Source organism: Roseibium sp. LAB1, from assembly GCF_054658235.1.
Map to the genome: position 1 here is coordinate 635,097 of NZ_BAAGIB010000001.1, position 16,675 is coordinate 651,771.

Below are 16,675 nucleotides of genomic sequence, written 5' to 3' on the forward strand. Positions count from 1 at the left end.
CTTAACCGTTCACGTCGCGGCTGTCGGCCGGGGCCTCGTCGCGCTCGTCCATGCCGTAATCACGCAGCACCTGCGCCACCCGCAGCCGATAGTCCTTGAAATAGCTGTTGCGCCCGGCACGCTGTGCCTTGCGATGCTGTGTCAACTGACGCCACTCGTTGAGCGCAGCTTCATCGCGGAAAAAGGAAACCGACAGCAGTTTTTCCGGGTTGGTCAGGCTCTGAAACCGTTCGACGGAGAGAAACCCGTCGATCTGTTCGACCAGCGGCTTCATCTCGGCAGCCATGTCCAGATAGGCCTGTTTCTTGTCCGCATGCGGGATCACTTCGAAGATGACGGCAATCATTTGAATTTTTCTCCCTGGGCATGCGGCGTGGATGCCAGTTTCAGAAACGTGCGGTCTTCCCGCAAGATGAATTTTTCCGATCTGGCAAAATGGTAATTCTCCTGCCCCAGAGGATCTGCAGCCAGCCGCGCCCGGTAGGCTTCATAGGCCGCAAGGTTCTCGATGGAATAAACGCCGTATGCCAGTGTCGAAGAGCCTTCATGAGGCGCGAAATAACCGATCAGGTCCGCACCGCAACGCGGGATCGCCTGCCCCCAGTTGCGGGCATAGGTCTCGAACGCTTCGCGCTTGTTCGGGTCGATGTGGTAGCGGATGAAACAGGTAATCACGAAAGTCTCCTTCACGGCAGTGTCGATAGCCCTTGTGTGACACGGCCCATGTCTGCAATGCTTCGACGCAGATCGAACCGTGGAGGACTTCTGATGAAGGATGGACCGGATATTGCGCGTATCGGCGCACTGATGGGCGACCCGGCCCGTGCCAACATCCTGAGTGCTCTTTTGAGCGGCAAGGCCCTGACGGCAACAGAACTGGCAACTGAAGCCGGCATCACAGGCCAGACCGCCAGCTCCCACCTGAAAAAACTGATGGAAGGCGGTTTGCTGACCCAGGCCAAACAGGGCCGGCATCGCTATTTCACCTTGGCCGGACCAGAAGTCGGAGCCGTGCTGGAGGCCGTTATGGGCCTCGCCGCCCGCAAGGGTCATTTGCGCACGCGTACAGGCCCCAGAGACCCGCAGATGCGTGCCGCCCGCGTATGCTACGACCATCTGGCCGGCGATATGGCGGTGCGCATCTTCGACAGCCTGCAGAAGCGCGGATTTCTAACTGTCTCTTCGGACACTGGCGGCCTTGCCCTGACCGCCGACGGCACCGGTTTCGTCGAGAGCATCGGCATCGACCTGGATGCCCTCACCGCAAGCCGCCGCCCCCTGTGCCGCGCATGCCTGGACTGGAGCGAACGGCGCAACCATCTGGCCGGAAGTCTGGGCGCAGCGCTTCTAACCTGCTTCACCGACAGCGGCTGGTTGCGCCGGGACCCCTCCAGTCGGATCGTGCATGTTTCGCCGAAAGGCGAGGCTGAGCTGAAGAAGCTGTTTCAGGTTTAGGAAGCGGCTACAGGCAACTCAGGCAACTCAAGAAACTCAGGCAGAGGGTGGTGCCTTTCGACAAACATAGTTCGACCGTCACCGAAGCAATCACCTCCATTCGCTCCCTAAGATCGCCGTGAACGTTCATGGAGACAGCAATGGATCAGCTTTCGACCTATCTACCCGGAATTCTACTCGCCTATTCGGCCTTTCTGGTGGGGATACTCAGCCCAGGCCCGAATGTTCTCGCGGTCATGGGAACGTCGATGAGCGTCGGGCGGACTTCCGGACTGGCACTGGCTTTCGGTGTAGCCTTCGGATCGCTGACCTGGGCAACACTCACGGTGCTCGGGCTATCAGCACTGCTTGCCGCCTATGCGTCGGCACTGACCGCAATCAAGATCGCTGGCGGTTTCTTTCTGCTGTGGCTTGCCTTCAAGTCGTTCCGTGCAGCCCGCTCCCCTCAGGATACGGATGCTCGGGAACTTGCCGGACGCAGGCGCTCGCCATTGGGCTACCTGGTCCGCGGCTACACTATTCAGATGACCAACCCGAAGGCTGCACTTGCCTGGATCGCCATAATCTCGCTCGGCCTGCAGCCAGGGGCACCGGGATGGGTCGCCACAGTCATCGTCCTGGGCACCTTTGCTCTTTCTACCGCCATCCATATGCTCTACGCCCTCGCGTTCTCCACTCCGCTCATGGTGAAGATCTATGGCAAGTCGCGACGCGGCATCCAGGCACTCCTCGGCTGCGTCTTTGGCTTTGCCGGCATGAAGTTGCTCCTCAGCCGCAGTTGATCCCCCGGCAACAAAACAAAAAACCCGGCCAGGGCCGGGTTTTGCAAGGAGTGGGCGGGCGCCGGGGGCATACGAGGCGCCCTTCGATCTTTTTCTTGTTTATTGGGGCCAATTAGCGGTGCGGCCCAGCTCAAAGAGACCGGAGGGTCTCCTGAACCTTCGGAAGGGCTTCTCGCCAGGAGCGGTAAAGCCGCGACGGCAACCACGCAAGGCGGTCCCGGTTGTAGTCCTGGCGATGCTGAACCAGCATTATTTTAGCAATGTGCACATTCATATTTTTCTCCTTTGGTGTGCGCAGAACCTTGGTCGGCACTCACCTGATAGAGCATATGTTAGCGCACTGCGTGCGCATTACAAGAGCGCACAATGTGCATATTTTCAAAATTTTGTTTTATTTCTCTTACGTCACTTAATTCGTTGCAGAAAATAAATAGCCTCCCGCGTGCGACACGCGGGAGGCTATCGTTTTCAAACCGGAAACAGGCCCCGAAATTACTCTGCGGCGACCATCCGGGCCGGATCGTAGTTGAGAATCGGTGCCAACCAGCGTTCCGCATAGGCCAGATCCCACCCCTTGCGGGCCGCGTAATCCGCCACCTGATCCTTTTCGATCTTGCCGACGCCGAAATAGTGGCTGTCCGCATGGCCGAAGTAGAGCCCGGAAACAGAAGAGCCCGGCAGCATGGCCTTGCTCTCGGTCAACTGGATGCCGGTCAGGCGTTCAGCGTCGAGCAGCTGGAACAATGTATCCTTTTCCGTATGATCCGGCTGGGCCGGATAGCCCGGCGCCGGGCGAATGCCCTGGTATTTTTCCGCGATGATGTCCTCGATGGACAGGTTTTCATCCGCCGCATAGCCCCACAGCTCCGTCCGCACGATCTGGTGCAGCTTCTCGGCGAAGGCTTCCGCCAGCCGGTCCGCCAGAGACTGGGACAGGATCTTGTTGTAGTCGTCCGACTCCCTGGCGTAACGCGCCGCCAGCTCGTCCTCGCCATGACCGGATGTTACCGCGAAACCACCGATCCAGTCGGCAATGCCGCTGTCCTCGGGCGCGACGAAATCGCTGAGGGCAATATTGGCGCGGCCGCCCGCCGTCCGTGTCATCTGCTGGCGCAGCGTGTGGAACGTTGCCAGTGTTTCGCTCCGGCTCTCGTCGGTGAAGACCCGCACATCGTCGCCGACAGCATTGGCCGGCCACAGGCTCGCGACACCGCGTGCCGTCAGCAGCTTCTTCTCCACGATTTCGTCAAGCATGCGCCGAGCATCGTCGAAAAGTGCCTTGGCTGCCGGACCGTAACGATTGTCGGTCAGCACCGCCGGATAACGGCCCTTGATCTCCCAGGTGGAGAAGAACGGTGTCCAGTCGATGAGCGGAACCAGCTCTTCCAGCGGGAAGTCGTCGAAGACGGTCGTCCCCGGCTTTTTCGGCGCCACCGGCGGCTTGCCCGGGAAGTCCGCCTTGAAGGCGTTGTCCCGCGCAGCCTTTAGCGACGTACGCTGCTGTGCGCCCCGACCGGCGGCATGCTTTTCGGCAATGTCGGCATATTCGGCACGAACATTGGCATAATAGGGCGCACGTCCGCCTTCGCTCATCAGCTTGGAGGCGACACCAACAGCCCGGCCCGCATCGGTGACATAGATCGCCTGACCGCGGGCATAGTTCGGGTGGATCTTTACCGCCGTATGGATCTTGGATGTGGTCGCCCCGCCGATCAGAAGCGGCACGTCGAGCCCTTCACGTTCCAGTTCGGCAGCAACGTGGCACATTTCATCCAGAGACGGCGTGATCAGACCGGATAGCCCGATCATGTCGACCTTTTCCTGACGCGCGGTATCGAGGATCTTCGCTGCCGGCACCATGACGCCGAGATCGATCACCTCGAAGTTGTTGCACTGAAGCACGACGCCGACGATGTTCTTGCCGATGTCATGCACATCGCCCTTGACCGTCGCCATCAGGATCTTGCCGGCGGAAGACTGACCCGTCTGGCCGAGCTCTTCCTTTTCCTTTTCCATGAACGGCATCAGATAGGCGACCGCCTTTTTCATGACGCGGGCAGACTTGACCACCTGCGGCAGGAACATCTGCCCGGAGCCGAAGAGATCGCCGACGACGTTCATGCCGTCCATCAGCGGGCCTTCGATCACATGCAGCGGCCGGTCGAAGGCCTGGCGGGCTTCCTCGGTATCTTCTTCCACATAATCGGCAATGCCGTGAACGAGCGCGTGTTCCAGGCGCTTGGCAACACCCCAGGTTCGCCAGGTGAGATCGGCTTCCCTCTTCTTGCCGCCCTCGCCTTTCCAGCGCTCGGCCGCTTCCAGCATCCTGTCGGTGCTGTCCTGCCGCCGGTTGAGGACAACGTCCTCGCAAAGCTCGCGCAGCTCGGTTTCCAGATCGTTATAGACCGCAAGCTGGCCGGCGTTGACGATGCCCATGTCCATGCCGCGCTTGATCGCGTGGTAAAGGAACACGGAATGCATTGCCTCGCGCACGGCTTCATTGCCGCGGAACGAGAACGACAGGTTCGACACACCGCCCGACACATGGGCATGCGGCAGGTTCTGGCGGATCCAGCCGGTCGCCTCGATGAAATCGACACCGTAGTTGTTGTGTTCCTCGATACCCGTCGCAACCGCGAAGATGTTCGGGTCGAAAATGATGTCTTCCGGCGGGAAGTCGACCTTTTCGGTCAGGATCTTGTAGGAGCGCGCGCAAATCTCGGTCTTGCGCTCGAAAGTGTCCGCCTGCCCCTTCTCGTCGAAGGCCATGACGACGACCGCGGCGCCATAGCGGCGGACTTTCTTGGCCTGCTCGATAAAGGCTTCTTCACCTTCCTTCATCGAGATGGAGTTCACGACACCCTTGCCCTGAATGCACTTGAGACCCGCTTCGATGACCGTCCACTTGGAACTGTCGATCATGATCGGCACCTTGGCGATATCCGGCTCGGCCGCCACCAGGTTCAGGAACGTGACCATGGCTTCCTCGGAATCGAGCAGGCCTTCATCCATGTTGATGTCGATGATCTGCGCGCCGTTTTCCACCTGCTGACGGGCAACCTCGAGCGCGGTGGCGTAATCGCCTTCCTTGATCAGTTTGCGGAACCTGGCCGAGCCGGTGACGTTGGTCCGTTCGCCGACGTTGACGAAGTTTGTCTCCTTCGTCACGACGAATGGCTCCAGGCCGGACAGGCGCATGTGAATGTCGATTTCCGGAATCTCGCGCGGCTTCTTGTCTGCAACGGCCTCCGCAATCGCCTTGATATGCGCGGGCGTTGTGCCGCAGCAGCCGCCGACGACGTTGACGAGACCGGCGGAGGCGAATTCCTCGATCAGGCCGGCCATATGTTCCGGGCTCTCGTCATATTCACCGAATTCATTCGGCAAGCCGGCGTTCGGATAGGCACACACAAGGGTATCGGCGACACGGCCGAGTTCATCCACATGGGCGCGCATTTCCTTTGCACCAAGTGCACAGTTGAGACCGATGGTCAGCGGGTTGGTATGCCGGACGGAATTCCAGAAGGCCTCCGGGGTCTGCCCGGAAAGCGTCCGTCCGGAAAGGTCGGTAATCGTCCCGGAAATCATCACCGGCAGTTTCTTGCCGGTTTCCTCGAAGACCTCGTCGATGGCAAAAAGGGCAGCCTTGGCATTCAGCGTATCGAAGATGGTTTCGACCAGGATGATATCCGCGCCACCGGCAATAAGCCCGCGGGTTGCTTCGGCATAGGCAATTCGAAGATCGTCAAAGGAAACGGCACGATAGCCAGGGTTGTTCACATCCGGAGAGATCGAAGCTGTCCGGTTGGTCGGGCCGAGAGCACCGGCCACGAACCGCGGCCGGGACGGATCTTGCGCGGTCACCTTGTCGCAAGCCTCCCGCGCGAGCTTCGCGCTTTCGAAGTTCAGCTCATAGGCAAGCTCTTCCATGCCGTAATCGGCCTGGGCAATCGTCGTGGAGGAAAAGGTGTTGGTCTCGACGATGTCGGCACCGGCTTCCAGGTAGTCGACGTGGATCTTCCGGATCGCGTCCGGCAGGGTCAGGCTCAGCAGATCGTTGTTGCCCTTGATGTCGCTCGGCCAGTCCTTGAAGCGGTCGCCGCGATAGGCCGCTTCGTCCAGTTTCAGAAGCTGGATTTCCGTGCCCATGGCACCGTCAAGGACGAGAATACGAGTCTTGGCGAGGTCACGGAGGCGCTCGAAGGCGTCTGACTTGATCACGGGGTTTCCTTCCGGAAATTTCTGTTGGTTTGGCCGGCAGGCGCCGGCGTGATTTCGAATTGGCAACCGGACAGCGCGTCAGCTGTCCCGGTCGGTATCGTTGTAGGAGGCGTCCCAGAACTTGGTGCGGTTGTGAACCTCGTCCTCGGTCGGGTGCCAGTCGTCACCGCGGGCCTGATAGACGGCCAGAAGCCCCAGAATTTCGAGAGCCGAGTGACCACGGAACTCATGGTCCTTGTCCGAGGCGACGATGAGACGGGTCTTGTCGCCCCCCATGTCGACCACATGAAGATCGAAACCCTTCTCCCGCAGCACCGCATAGGCGGTCGTCTCGATGGCATCGGCAGTGCTTAACTTGATCATCTCGCTCCGCTTCCCGCTTTGTTTCCGGCCAATCCTGTTCCGAAGACCGCAGCTTGTTTCGGCTGTACCGATACCCCGTCCCCACCCAAAGGAGGGCAAGGGACCAGGTGTTGGGGCATCCGCTCTAAATCAAAAACAACCAGGATGTTTCAGCACCCAGTCCGGCTGCCTAACCTCCCTCAGGCTGCGAGGGTTTCCTTGGTTTCCGGCTGCCCCATGCCCAGCATGTGGCAGATGGCAAAGGTCAGGTCGGCCCGGTTCATGGTGTAGAAATGGAAGTCGTTGATGCCGCGGTCGACAAGGTCCATCACCTGTTCGCAGGCAACCGAAACGCCAACCAGCTTCCGGGTTTCCGGGTCGTTGGTCAGACCGGCAAAACGCCGCGCAAGCCACTGCGGAATGGACGTGCCGCACTTGGCGGAGAATACCATGGTCTGTTCGAAATTGTGGATCGGCAGAATGCCCGGAATCACCGGAATGTTGATGCCGGCAGCAGCGATCCGGTCCAGGTAATCGTCGAACAGGTCATTGTCGAAGAAGTACTGGGTGATGATCCGGTCCGCCCCGGCATCGACCTTGCGCTTCAGATTGTCGATCTCTTTCTGCCAGTTACCGCTTTCCGGGTGTCTTTCCGGATAACCAGAGACGGAAATATCGAAATTGGCGATCTTTTTGACGCCCTCCACCAGATCGGAGGCATAGGCATAGCCCTCCGGATGCGGCACGTAGCGCGAGCCGATACCGTCGAGCGGGTCGCCGCGCAGCGCCACCAGATGACGCACACCAAGATCCCAGTAGTCTTTGACGATCGCATCTATTTCGCTGCGTGCCGCACCGACGCAGGTCAGATGTGCCGCCGGAGCAAGGTCGGTTTCCTTGAGGATCCGCTCGACTGTGCGATGTGTGCGTTCACGGGTGGAGCCTCCGGCACCGTAGGTGACGGAAACGAAGGACGGGCTGAGCGGCGCCAGCCGCTGCACCGTCTGCCACAGCGTCTCCGCCATCTTGTCGGACTTCGGCGGGAAAAATTCGAACGAAGCTGTGATCGGCGACGGTGCGGCCTGATGAGACCGGCGGTTGGAACAGGTTGTCATGTTAGGCGACCTCTCGGGACGTGTCTCGGGCAGGCAGGTCGGTGACAATTCGGCGGTCACGCGCAAGCCAAAGGGTTACGGTAAGGTTGGTATCGTTGCCGTCTCCGGGAACGAGATCGGTGACCTGTTCCAGGTCCAGTTCGAGCGTTTCCAGCCAACGCTCCATCTGGTCATGGGCAAAGCCCAGGCGGCGGTGCGCGTGTTTCTCGCGCAGGAACTCCAGCTGATGCGGAGCAAAATCGATGATCAGCAGGCGGCCACCGGGACGCAGCGCGCGGGCAGCCTCGTTAAGCGCCCTCGCCGGTTCGTCCAGGAAGTGCAGCACCTGGTGGATCGCCACGACGTCGAAGGACCGCGGCGGAACATTAAGTGCATAAACATCGCCATGGCGTACCTGAGCATTGCTGAGCCCGGCCTTGGCGAGGTTCGCACGGGCAACCGCAAGCATGTCATGCGACGCATCGACACCGAGCGCAGTCGCATACTGGTCAGCAAACACTTCCAGCAAACGGCCGGTGCCGGTCCCCAGATCGAGGAACGACTGGAACGGCTTGTCGCCCAATGCCTTGCGCATTGCCGTCTCGACGTCATCTTCGGAAACGTGAAGCGACCGCTCCCGGTCCCAGGTCAGAGCGCGAGCTGCAAAATAGGCCGCAGCCTCGTCGGCCTTGGCCTTGCGGATTGCCTGGAACCGTTCCTGATCGGCCGCCAGCACCGGGTCTTCCCGTGAGATGCGGGCAACCAGATCGCGGGCGAGCTGGCCTTCCGGGCCATCCGCCAGCCGGTAGTAAACCCAGGATCCTTCCGGGAAACGCTGGATAAGATCGGCTTCAGCGAGCAGTTTGAGATGACGCGATATGCGCGGCTGGCTCTGACCGAGAATGGCCGTGGCGTCCTTTACCGTCAGCTCGCTCTCCGCCAGCAGCGCAATCAGCCTCAGGCGTGTTGCCTCACCGACCGCCCTCAGGGCAGCCAGGGTATCGTCAACGGAGAGGGTCTGTTCTTCGGTCATCTGCTTCGCCATCAATGTCGATATAAAGATATCTTTATATGAAACCGAAACACGTTGCAAGCAATCAAACCAAATGCGACGTGGATTTGTCGATTTTCGTCGGAGTGTCGCGCTAAGGCAGTCACAGCTTCAGCGACTGCCTCACACAGCGCAACACTGTCCACCTGCCATGAAACATGTTTTGGGTATTCCGCCATTGCACCAGCGACAACACGCGTACTTCAAAAGAAACTTCGAAAATAAACCAGAAGACATAACGTTAAATAAATGAATACACTCACTATAAAAACAAAATTTTATATGAAAATTTAAATCATAAATACGAAGTACAAGAATTATATATTCATGAATATTTCAAAGACATTCAAATTGAAAGCATTGGATCGATTTGATCAGAATTGGTAGCTGGAATCCGATGCGCACGCCCTCTATCGTTAAAAAGTTGCAATTTTTCTGAACGCAACTTCGCAATGGAGGACTTCCGTATTGTCCGCATACAAGATCAAAATCGATAACATTCACTGTGTGAGACAGGCTGACGCCAAGGATGAGGCTGAAATCTGGCTGCTCGCACAGTCCGATGGCGGCGCTCCGGTGCGATATCCACCATCGCCTCTGTCCACCTACAGTATCCCGACCGGCGGCACCTGGAACATCAATGGCGACCTGATCCTCGAGTTCGACGGGTGCTGCAACCTGACGATCTACGAACAGGATCGCAAGATCAACATCGACAGAACTGATTTTCTCGGATGTGCGCGGTTCACCTCCGGGGCCGACCCTTCCAACCAGAAGATTGCTGCCAACGGCACCGACAAGGGCAACGGAGACTACACCGAATTCACCATCGAATTTTCCTGGGCACAATGAACAGGCGTCCCTGACGCACCGAAGGACGTATGACATGACCATCACATTGGAAAAACTTGTCCGGCATCGGCTGGACGCTTCGGATTTCCCGGAAGCACTGCCCACGAGGAAACAGCTGGCAACCGTATCAAAGGAAGATTATCAGGCAAATCTGCCGCCTTTGACCCAGGAAATTCAGGCCGCCCTCAAGGCGGCAAAAATCGCGTTCCGGGAAAGCGCTGTCGGCCAGAAACTGGCCAAGGACGCGCCCGGCATGCATCCGGCAGAAGTCATGGCTCTCGGCAAGGAAGTGGTAAAGATACCCGAGATTGCGCGAGTCATGGACCTGGCAACCCAAACCGACGTTTTCGACACCAGCGCCAGTCTTGGCGGCACGATAATCAAGCAATTGATCGCACAATATGCACCGCGAAGCCTTGTTCTGAACTTTTCTGTGATCGCGGAAATCTTCGTTGGCGTATCGGGCTATATCGGCTTTGCCTTCAGTCTGACAGACCGCAACAACTACTCGATTTACGTCGGCGGCACCGTCGGTGTGGGAGAAGACGCGCTTTTCGCGCTTGGCGAAGGTGTCGGGCTGAGCTCGAATACCTATTCCAGCATGACGGGTGCCTGCGTGGGGGCAGACATCGGCGCAAGCGAAGTCTTCGGTCTACTCGTCGATTTTTCTCTGGGAGTGAAAGCCCCTTACTGGCCGGTTGCGGAAAACGTAACGCCGAGCCAGTGGACTTTCTTTGCCTACTTCCTGGAAGGATTTGGCGGAGGTATCGATTTCTATGGTGGTTTCACTCTTACCATCCTCAACGACACTCTGCCTGACATGGTCCAGCCTCCGGCCGCAAACAGCACGACAGTCAACCTGATCCAATGCCTCGAGATCCAGGACAGTAGCGGTTGCGACGAAATCTACTTCATGGTCCATCTCGACGATGAACCGGCAAAAGTCTTCCGCTATCCTTTGTGGGACTATTTCTCAATCAACAAAGGCGGTGTCTGGGACATCGGTTTTACAATAAATTTCAATTCGAAATTCAGTCTCAGCCTCTACAATTCGAACACCGGCGGAGATGACCTGATCACTACATTCAACGTGAACTCGAGCCAGATCCCTGCACCTGGACAAACCAGAACGCTGACCTACGACACACAGTCCGGTGGCATATTCCACAACTACGTCAAATATAACGTGAAGCTCTATACGCCAAACCCGGTCTAGGTCTTCCACTCAAGCGTCGGGACGGCGAAGCCGGGCACTCAAGCCCGGTCGTCAGCCGCCCCGGCACCAACCTCGGCGCCGGAGGCTAGCATGTGATCGAACCGGCCTTCGCGAACGCAGACAGGCAAGTCAGAGAGCGGGATCAGTTCGGTTCCGGTCAGCTCCCGCGCATAAAGCTTCTGCAGGTCACTGGTATCGACGGTCTGGCCGTGCACGACGGAATTCAGCTTGGTCCGGAACGCTTCCAGCCCGCCCATTGAAGAGAAATGCCAGCCTGCATCGGGCAGGATGTTCACCGGTCTTGCGATGCCCGACAGGTTGTTGTTGCGGATCCTGAGCAGCGGCTGCGCAATAAAGCCCGGCACATAGGACTTCTTCGTCATCCGGGCCTTGGTCCGGCGCAATTGTTGCGGAGTGGTCAGATACTTTTTCTCGAGCATCCGCGAGCCCAGCAACCAGGTCTTGCCGGGCACGATGCGATCGAGATGATGTTTGTGCAGGCTCTGTTCGAACACCAGCAGGCGCCCCTTGTAGAGCTGCTCGTCGAGAACCCGCTTCAGAACGTCGGACCGCACGATCTCGTCCACGTCCGACAACAGCATCAGGTCGTCAGGCGCACAAGCATCGAGCGCCCGCGCAATGCAGTTGCGCTGAAAGTTCTCACGTTCCCAATCGGATTTTCGGCGGTTCTTGTAGACGCCGAGCGCTGGCGGCAATTCATCCGGAAACTCGATCTGCAGATCGATGATCTTGTCCGCCCAGGACGCGAAACGCTCCCGATTTTCCGCGAAATAGAACGGCTTGGACCCGCCCCGCTGCGTCTGGTTCGCTTCCACAAGCACAAAAAAGTCGACGTGGTCACCCATTTCCCGAAAACGGATTTCCAGAAGATCAAACTCGTTGTGGAAGACAAAACAGTCGTAGAGCTTCATGTGTGTGCCCGGTTTCCTCGATCAGCAATGGGCAGGCATTCCCGGGCTGCCGGATCGCAGCACACAACACAGCCGGCCCGTTCATGGCGCCTGCCGGGACCGATATCGGATTTCGCTCAAGAGGTCCACGCACTTGGCGCACAAATGCGAAGGGTCTTTTGTATCACCTGTGTCCGAAGCCCTACTTGATCGAGAAAGGCATCCGGACCTTTGCGGAATTGCCGCTGTATTCGTCGTTCACGGTGAGTTCCAGAACATAGTCGCCTGCCGGAGCCCCGCTGACATTCAGCGTCAGGTTGGCCATATATTCGGTATTGGGCACGTGGCTCTTGAAGTCGAACCGGCCGAAACCCTTTTGTCCGGCAAGCACCTTGCCGTCAGGCGACGCCAGGTCGAAGTCGACGGTCAACAGGGATGTGAACAGGCCGTCCTCTTTTTTCCAGTCGAAGCCGATCGGCTCCAGATAGATCCGCAGCGTTTCGTCCGCCGCGAAAACGGAATCGGGTCTGGGCGTATAGATGCCGAAGCCATCGGCTGGAGCCTCCACGAACAAGGCTTTAGGCAGGGAAACGGGAGCCTGCGACCACACGTCGAAAAGGGCCTGCCGCATCAAGGCAATGGCTTCCCCGCCCTTGCCGGCTTCAAGTGCCGCTTCCGCTTCGCCCGCCTTGTCCTGCAAGGAGCCCGCCATCGCGTGACAGGAAAGTCCAACGGCAAGCGCAGCTCCCAGAAACATCTTTTTTAACATCATTCCCCCCTTCACGATCGTGACCTGAGAAGTGAAGCACAGCATTATGACAGCGTCGCCGCAAGTCTGACGTCAGACCGTTCCGGAAAACCGCCCCCTAAAGCTGGTCTTCGGGATTGCCGCCGTTCTCTGAGCCGGTCTCATCACTCAACAGCCCGGCTGCGGCCGCACCGGCAGCCGCCGCTTCCCTGGCCGCCGGTGTCGCTGCCTCATCCGCTTCGTCAGACCCGGCAACGCGCACGGTCACCTGGCGATGCGCAAACCTGATGCCGTTCTTTTCGAACAGATCACGAAGGCCCGCATAGACGACCTTGCGAAGTTCGAACTGCTTGCCGGGCCTGGTCGTGAATTTGACACGCGCGATCATGGCGCTGTCTTCCATTGACATGATGCCCTGAGACTTGAGTGGCGCCAGGAACATGGGGCCGTAATAATCGTCTTCCAGCAGTTCCTTGCCGAAGTTCTTGATGATCTTGCGCATCTTGTCCACGTCCGTGTCGTAGGTGACGCGGAAGGCAAGTTTCATCACGGCCCAGTCGCGCGAGAAATTCTCCACTTTCTGGATCTCGCCAAAGGGAACAGTCGTCAGCGCCCCGCGGTGATGCCGCAGTTGCATCGACCGGATCGAGATCTTTTCAACAACGCCCTTGGCGCTGCCGATATCGATATATTCCCCTTTGCGGAAGGCATCGTCGATCAGATAGAAGGCGCCGGAAAAGATATCCCGGATCAGGGTCTGCGCACCGAAGCCGACCGCCAGGCCAACGACACCTGCACCAGCGAACAACGGTGCGATATTCACGCCGAGCTGCGACAGCACCACCATCGAGGCAATCACCACGATGGTGATGAGCAGGAAGTTGCGAAAGATCGGCAACAATGTCGAAATCCGGCTTTCGCCCGTTCCCCCGACTTCCGCCTCCTCGTCCTTTTCCGCCGGTGCTTCCTTGGCGATTTCCCGGTCGATGACGATCTTCACCGCCTCATAGGCCATGTACCCCAGGAACATGACAAGCAGCACCTCGACAAAGGAGCCGATCAGAGAGCCGCTGCCTGCCAGCGGCAGACCCCATTTGGACGCCAGCATGTCCAGCGAGGTAAACACGACCAGAATGGTGGCGCCTCGGTCGAACAGCGCCCGAAAAGGCGATCGCCGCGCTTCCCGTTCAGCGGCTTCCGCACGCGCCTGGGCCAATGTGCTCGCAACATCCTGTTCGCCACCCTCACCCTCTTCGGCACGCTTGATGCCCTCGGCGATCTTTTCCTGGGCGGCGACCGTGTCCAGCCGGGGCAACAGAACCCGGTCGATGAGCAGGATCAGGAGGCCATAGGCAACAGCTGCCATCAACAGCACTTCCAGCGGAGCGGCGACAAGACCAATGGCGTTCGGCAAGTCGAGCAGGATGCGCACGGTCGAAATGCCCCAGGCCAGGAAGAAATAGGCAACGGCGATGAAGTGCCAGACACCGGCCAGAGCCCTGCGCCAGATCGGCGCTTCTGCCCCTTTCTTGCCCCGGATTAACCGCGCAATCACTCGCCGATAGGCCATTGCGATACCGGACAGGATAACCATCGACAGCGCGGACGCTGCGATCAATGCCAGTTTGTGAAAGTCGGGCGACAGCCCCAGACGCTCCATCCACAGGCAGAAGGCAACCGCTGTCAGGGATATGCCGGTGCCGATCAGCAGCGTCCGGTAGAGCCCGGTTGCCTCCTGATTGGAAAGCGCCACCAGCCGGTGGCTTTCCGCGTCCGGCGCCAGCACATTCAGCCAGACGACACGCAGTGCCAGGAACACCGCCAGGGTGCCGACGATCACCAGGGCCGTCTTGTTGGACGCCTCGATACCGGTTCCCACCAGAAGAAAGACACCGGCCGAAACCGCAAAGAACAGCCCTACCCCGACAATCATCAAAATCGCCCGGGAATAAAGATAGATGATCTTGTCGGCACGCGTCGTCGCATCCGGCCGATACCAGGCTGCGAATTGCCGCCGGCCCCAACGGCTCAACAGGGTGGATGCGGCAAGGCCCAGGACCACGGAGACCAGGATGTCCAGCAGAGTTGCCGACATCCAGCTGAGCCCCTGCTCGCCCCCTTGTGAGCGCAAAGTCTCCACCATCTCGTCCTGGATCATCGGAATTTTGTGGACGATGGACTTGAGCTCGTCCCGGGCTTCGACGGCATTATCCGAAAATTCGTCGACCGTCTGAAGAAGGTTTCCGCCGTCGCCGGTCGTATCATTCCGTGCCGTCCCGGCGGCCGGTGCCGGCAGTGCATCACCTCCTGCCGCCTCACCGTTTTTCGTGGCGCCGTTGACCGCCGCCTCATTGCCTGCGTCCGTCTTGGAGGATGTGGTGCCAGAGAACAGTCCGGGAATGCCTTGCGCCTGCGAACCGGACGACACCCCGCCCAGACACAGGAACAGCGCAAGCAGAGCAGACAGCAGGATCCTCCCCCTGTCTGGCCCCCTGCCTGGTCTCCTGCGGCCACCGAATGTCGGACAGAGCCGGCGATTGGAATGGTGTGAAAAGCGCATGTCAGCCCCAGGACGAGTCGCGAAAAAGGTCCCGTCTTTCTTGGCATGGATCTATGCCATTTGAAAGAAAGCCGGCTTATCGGGACAGGCTGAAAAAGAAAAGGCCCGATCCATCCGAACCGGGCCCTGGCAGGCAGGAGGCGCCTTGCTCAATCGTATTAATGCAGAACGTTGCTGTTCCAATGGGCCATCTTGCGCTTGGCTTCGGCAATCGTCATGCGCTCGAACATGGCCATGGCGTCGCTGCGCACATCCGGCGTCAGGCGATGACGCCAGGGGCCGATGGCCAGCAGGGAACCCACTGTGATGGAGGAAAAACCGGACGCCTTGGCAAGGATGACGAACGGCTCCGGATCGGGGCGTACCATCCAGTGGCTGACTTCCTCGACACCGCATCGCACCAGCCAGGCAAAGGTGGCAACCGCCTCCGCGAACCTGTCTTCCGACGCGAACCGTCGCAGGGCCGCTTCGTTGACCATGCCGCGCTTGGCCAGCAGCAGGACACGGCTGCGTGCGGTTTCAAAGTCGTAACGGCCCAGCCAATACTGGTTGGACATCCGCTGCGCGGCAATGTCGGCAGCTTCCTCAACCCGCTCCGCTTCGTGACCGCGGCCGGTTGCATGCAGCTTCCGCCGGACTTCTTCGCTGGCAACCGAAATCAGGCTGGCGATGTGGGCTTCGGCAAGGTCCGCACGCTCGCTCAGGGAGAGCTGCAACGTCGCGTCGGAAGCCGCATCGCTGATCAGAGCCATGATCGATGCATCCGACAGGCAGGCGCCGTCATTGCTGGCGACCTTGCGCTTGACCTTCAGGTCGCCGCGGCGCACCAGCACATCGGTCAGCTCTTCGGACAGAACTTCACGCTGTGCAATTGCGAACCGGTGCGCGTTGCCGCGCTTTTCTGCAATCTTGATCAGGTCGGTTTCCCGCAGCACGGTTGAACGCAGCAGGATCGGCTCTGCCACCTCAATATCGTCATCGGCCAGACGGCGGATCGTTTCTTCCGGACCGCGTCTCAGGCTGGACATCTGGTCGGCGACATAGCGGCGAACTTCTTCTTCCACCATGTCGACAAGCCGCAAGAGGACGGAGTCGTAAATATCAACCTGCTCGTCGGAGCACCGGTCGGAGGTCAGGGCAAACAGGGTCGCGACATGCCGGGCCAGTTCGGCCCTCCGGGCGCTGCCAGCTTCACCGGTCAGCTCCGAGAAGTTCACCAGTTCTGTTTTCAACGCTTCAGTCATGCTTCATTACCAATTTTCACAAGTGTGCCGGTTTGGCGTTGGTACAGAAAATGACGATGAGTTTTAAAGAAGGTCGAAACGCGCTTTTCCAGAATGTAATTGTCTTTTTGTAAAAATTGAGATCAATTCTAACTATATCGCGTGTATTCACTATAACTCTTTGACACGTAACAATTTTCACCAAAACGAACGGGCTTCG

General features: G+C 58.8%; 14 protein-coding genes. 4 read left to right on the plus strand and 10 right to left on the minus strand.

Annotation, left to right across the window (positions count from 1 at the left end; all coding sequences use genetic code 11):
- Position 1: 1 nt before the first annotated feature.
- Together ACYQ54_RS03050 and ACYQ54_RS03055 are read right to left on the minus strand one after the other, a co-directional pair.
- A complete protein-coding gene (locus ACYQ54_RS03050; RefSeq protein ID WP_023000915.1) occupies positions 2-346 on the minus strand; it encodes an antibiotic biosynthesis monooxygenase family protein in 345 nt (114 codons plus the stop codon).
- Positions 343-675 carry an NIPSNAP family protein gene (locus tag ACYQ54_RS03055; protein ID WP_460079212.1) on the minus strand — a complete coding sequence of 111 codons (333 nt, stop codon included), beginning with the start codon at positions 673-675 and terminating at the stop codon, positions 343-345. The genes ACYQ54_RS03050 and ACYQ54_RS03055 overlap by 4 nt, the downstream gene beginning before the upstream one ends.
- A 93-nt stretch (positions 676-768) precedes the next feature.
- Here ACYQ54_RS03055 and ACYQ54_RS03060 point away from each other — a divergent pair, with 93 nt between their 5' ends.
- Both ACYQ54_RS03060 and ACYQ54_RS03065 read left to right on the plus strand, forming a co-directional pair.
- On the plus strand, positions 769-1,455 hold the full coding sequence (locus ACYQ54_RS03060) for an ArsR/SmtB family transcription factor (RefSeq protein WP_460079215.1): 687 nt from the start codon (positions 769-771) through the stop codon (positions 1,453-1,455).
- A gap of 140 nt (positions 1,456-1,595) precedes the next feature.
- Positions 1,596-2,237 carry a LysE family translocator gene (locus tag ACYQ54_RS03065; RefSeq protein WP_460079218.1) on the plus strand — a complete coding sequence of 214 codons (642 nt, stop codon included), beginning with the start codon at positions 1,596-1,598 and terminating at the stop codon, positions 2,235-2,237.
- A gap of 492 nt (positions 2,238-2,729) precedes the next feature.
- Here ACYQ54_RS03065 and metH read toward each other — a convergent pair whose 3' ends face one another.
- The 4 genes from metH to ACYQ54_RS03085 all read right to left on the minus strand — a co-directional run bounded on the left by metH (position 2,730) and on the right by ACYQ54_RS03085 (position 8,927).
- Positions 2,730-6,458 (minus strand): methionine synthase, encoded by a 3,729-nt coding sequence (gene metH, locus ACYQ54_RS03070; RefSeq protein ID WP_460079221.1) that lies wholly within the window; start codon positions 6,456-6,458, stop codon positions 2,730-2,732.
- A gap of 78 nt (positions 6,459-6,536) precedes the next feature.
- The gene (locus ACYQ54_RS03075; RefSeq protein WP_460079223.1) at positions 6,537-6,821 is read right to left on the minus strand and encodes a hypothetical protein; all 285 of its coding nucleotides are present in this window, start codon (positions 6,819-6,821) and stop codon (positions 6,537-6,539) included.
- A gap of 179 nt (positions 6,822-7,000) precedes the next feature.
- On the minus strand, positions 7,001-7,915 hold the full coding sequence (gene metF / locus ACYQ54_RS03080) for a methylenetetrahydrofolate reductase [NAD(P)H] (protein ID WP_152510404.1): 915 nt from the start codon (positions 7,913-7,915) through the stop codon (positions 7,001-7,003).
- Position 7,916: 1 nt separating this feature from the next.
- Positions 7,917-8,927 (minus strand): ArsR/SmtB family transcription factor, encoded by a 1,011-nt coding sequence (locus ACYQ54_RS03085; RefSeq protein WP_460079226.1) that lies wholly within the window; start codon positions 8,925-8,927, stop codon positions 7,917-7,919.
- Between the two features lie 486 nt (positions 8,928-9,413).
- Between ACYQ54_RS03085 and ACYQ54_RS03090 the strand changes: the two genes are divergently transcribed.
- Both ACYQ54_RS03090 and ACYQ54_RS03095 read left to right on the plus strand, forming a co-directional pair.
- On the plus strand, positions 9,414-9,797 hold the full coding sequence (locus tag ACYQ54_RS03090; protein ID WP_460079227.1) for a hypothetical protein: 384 nt from the start codon (positions 9,414-9,416) through the stop codon (positions 9,795-9,797).
- 34 nt (positions 9,798-9,831) lie between these two features.
- Positions 9,832-11,013 (plus strand): hypothetical protein, encoded by a 1,182-nt coding sequence (locus ACYQ54_RS03095; protein ID WP_460079230.1) that lies wholly within the window; start codon positions 9,832-9,834, stop codon positions 11,011-11,013.
- Between the two features lie 38 nt (positions 11,014-11,051).
- Here ACYQ54_RS03095 and ACYQ54_RS03100 read toward each other — a convergent pair whose 3' ends face one another.
- The 4 genes from ACYQ54_RS03100 to ACYQ54_RS03115 all read right to left on the minus strand — a co-directional run bounded on the left by ACYQ54_RS03100 (position 11,052) and on the right by ACYQ54_RS03115 (position 16,476).
- Positions 11,052-11,945: a glycosyltransferase family 17 protein gene (locus tag ACYQ54_RS03100; protein ID WP_460079231.1), complete on the minus strand. Its 894-nt coding sequence runs from the start codon at positions 11,943-11,945 to the stop codon at positions 11,052-11,054.
- Positions 11,946-12,126: 181 nt separating this feature from the next.
- Positions 12,127-12,693 carry a hypothetical protein gene (locus ACYQ54_RS03105; protein WP_460079233.1) on the minus strand — a complete coding sequence of 189 codons (567 nt, stop codon included), beginning with the start codon at positions 12,691-12,693 and terminating at the stop codon, positions 12,127-12,129.
- 97 nt (positions 12,694-12,790) lie between these two features.
- Entirely contained in the window at positions 12,791-15,232 is a 2,442-nt protein-coding gene (locus ACYQ54_RS03110; RefSeq protein ID WP_460079234.1) for a mechanosensitive ion channel domain-containing protein, read from the minus strand.
- A 158-nt stretch (positions 15,233-15,390) separates the two neighbouring features.
- Positions 15,391-16,476 (minus strand): DUF2336 domain-containing protein, encoded by a 1,086-nt coding sequence (locus tag ACYQ54_RS03115; RefSeq protein WP_460079237.1) that lies wholly within the window; start codon positions 16,474-16,476, stop codon positions 15,391-15,393.
- Between the last annotated feature and the right edge of the window lie 199 nt (positions 16,477-16,675).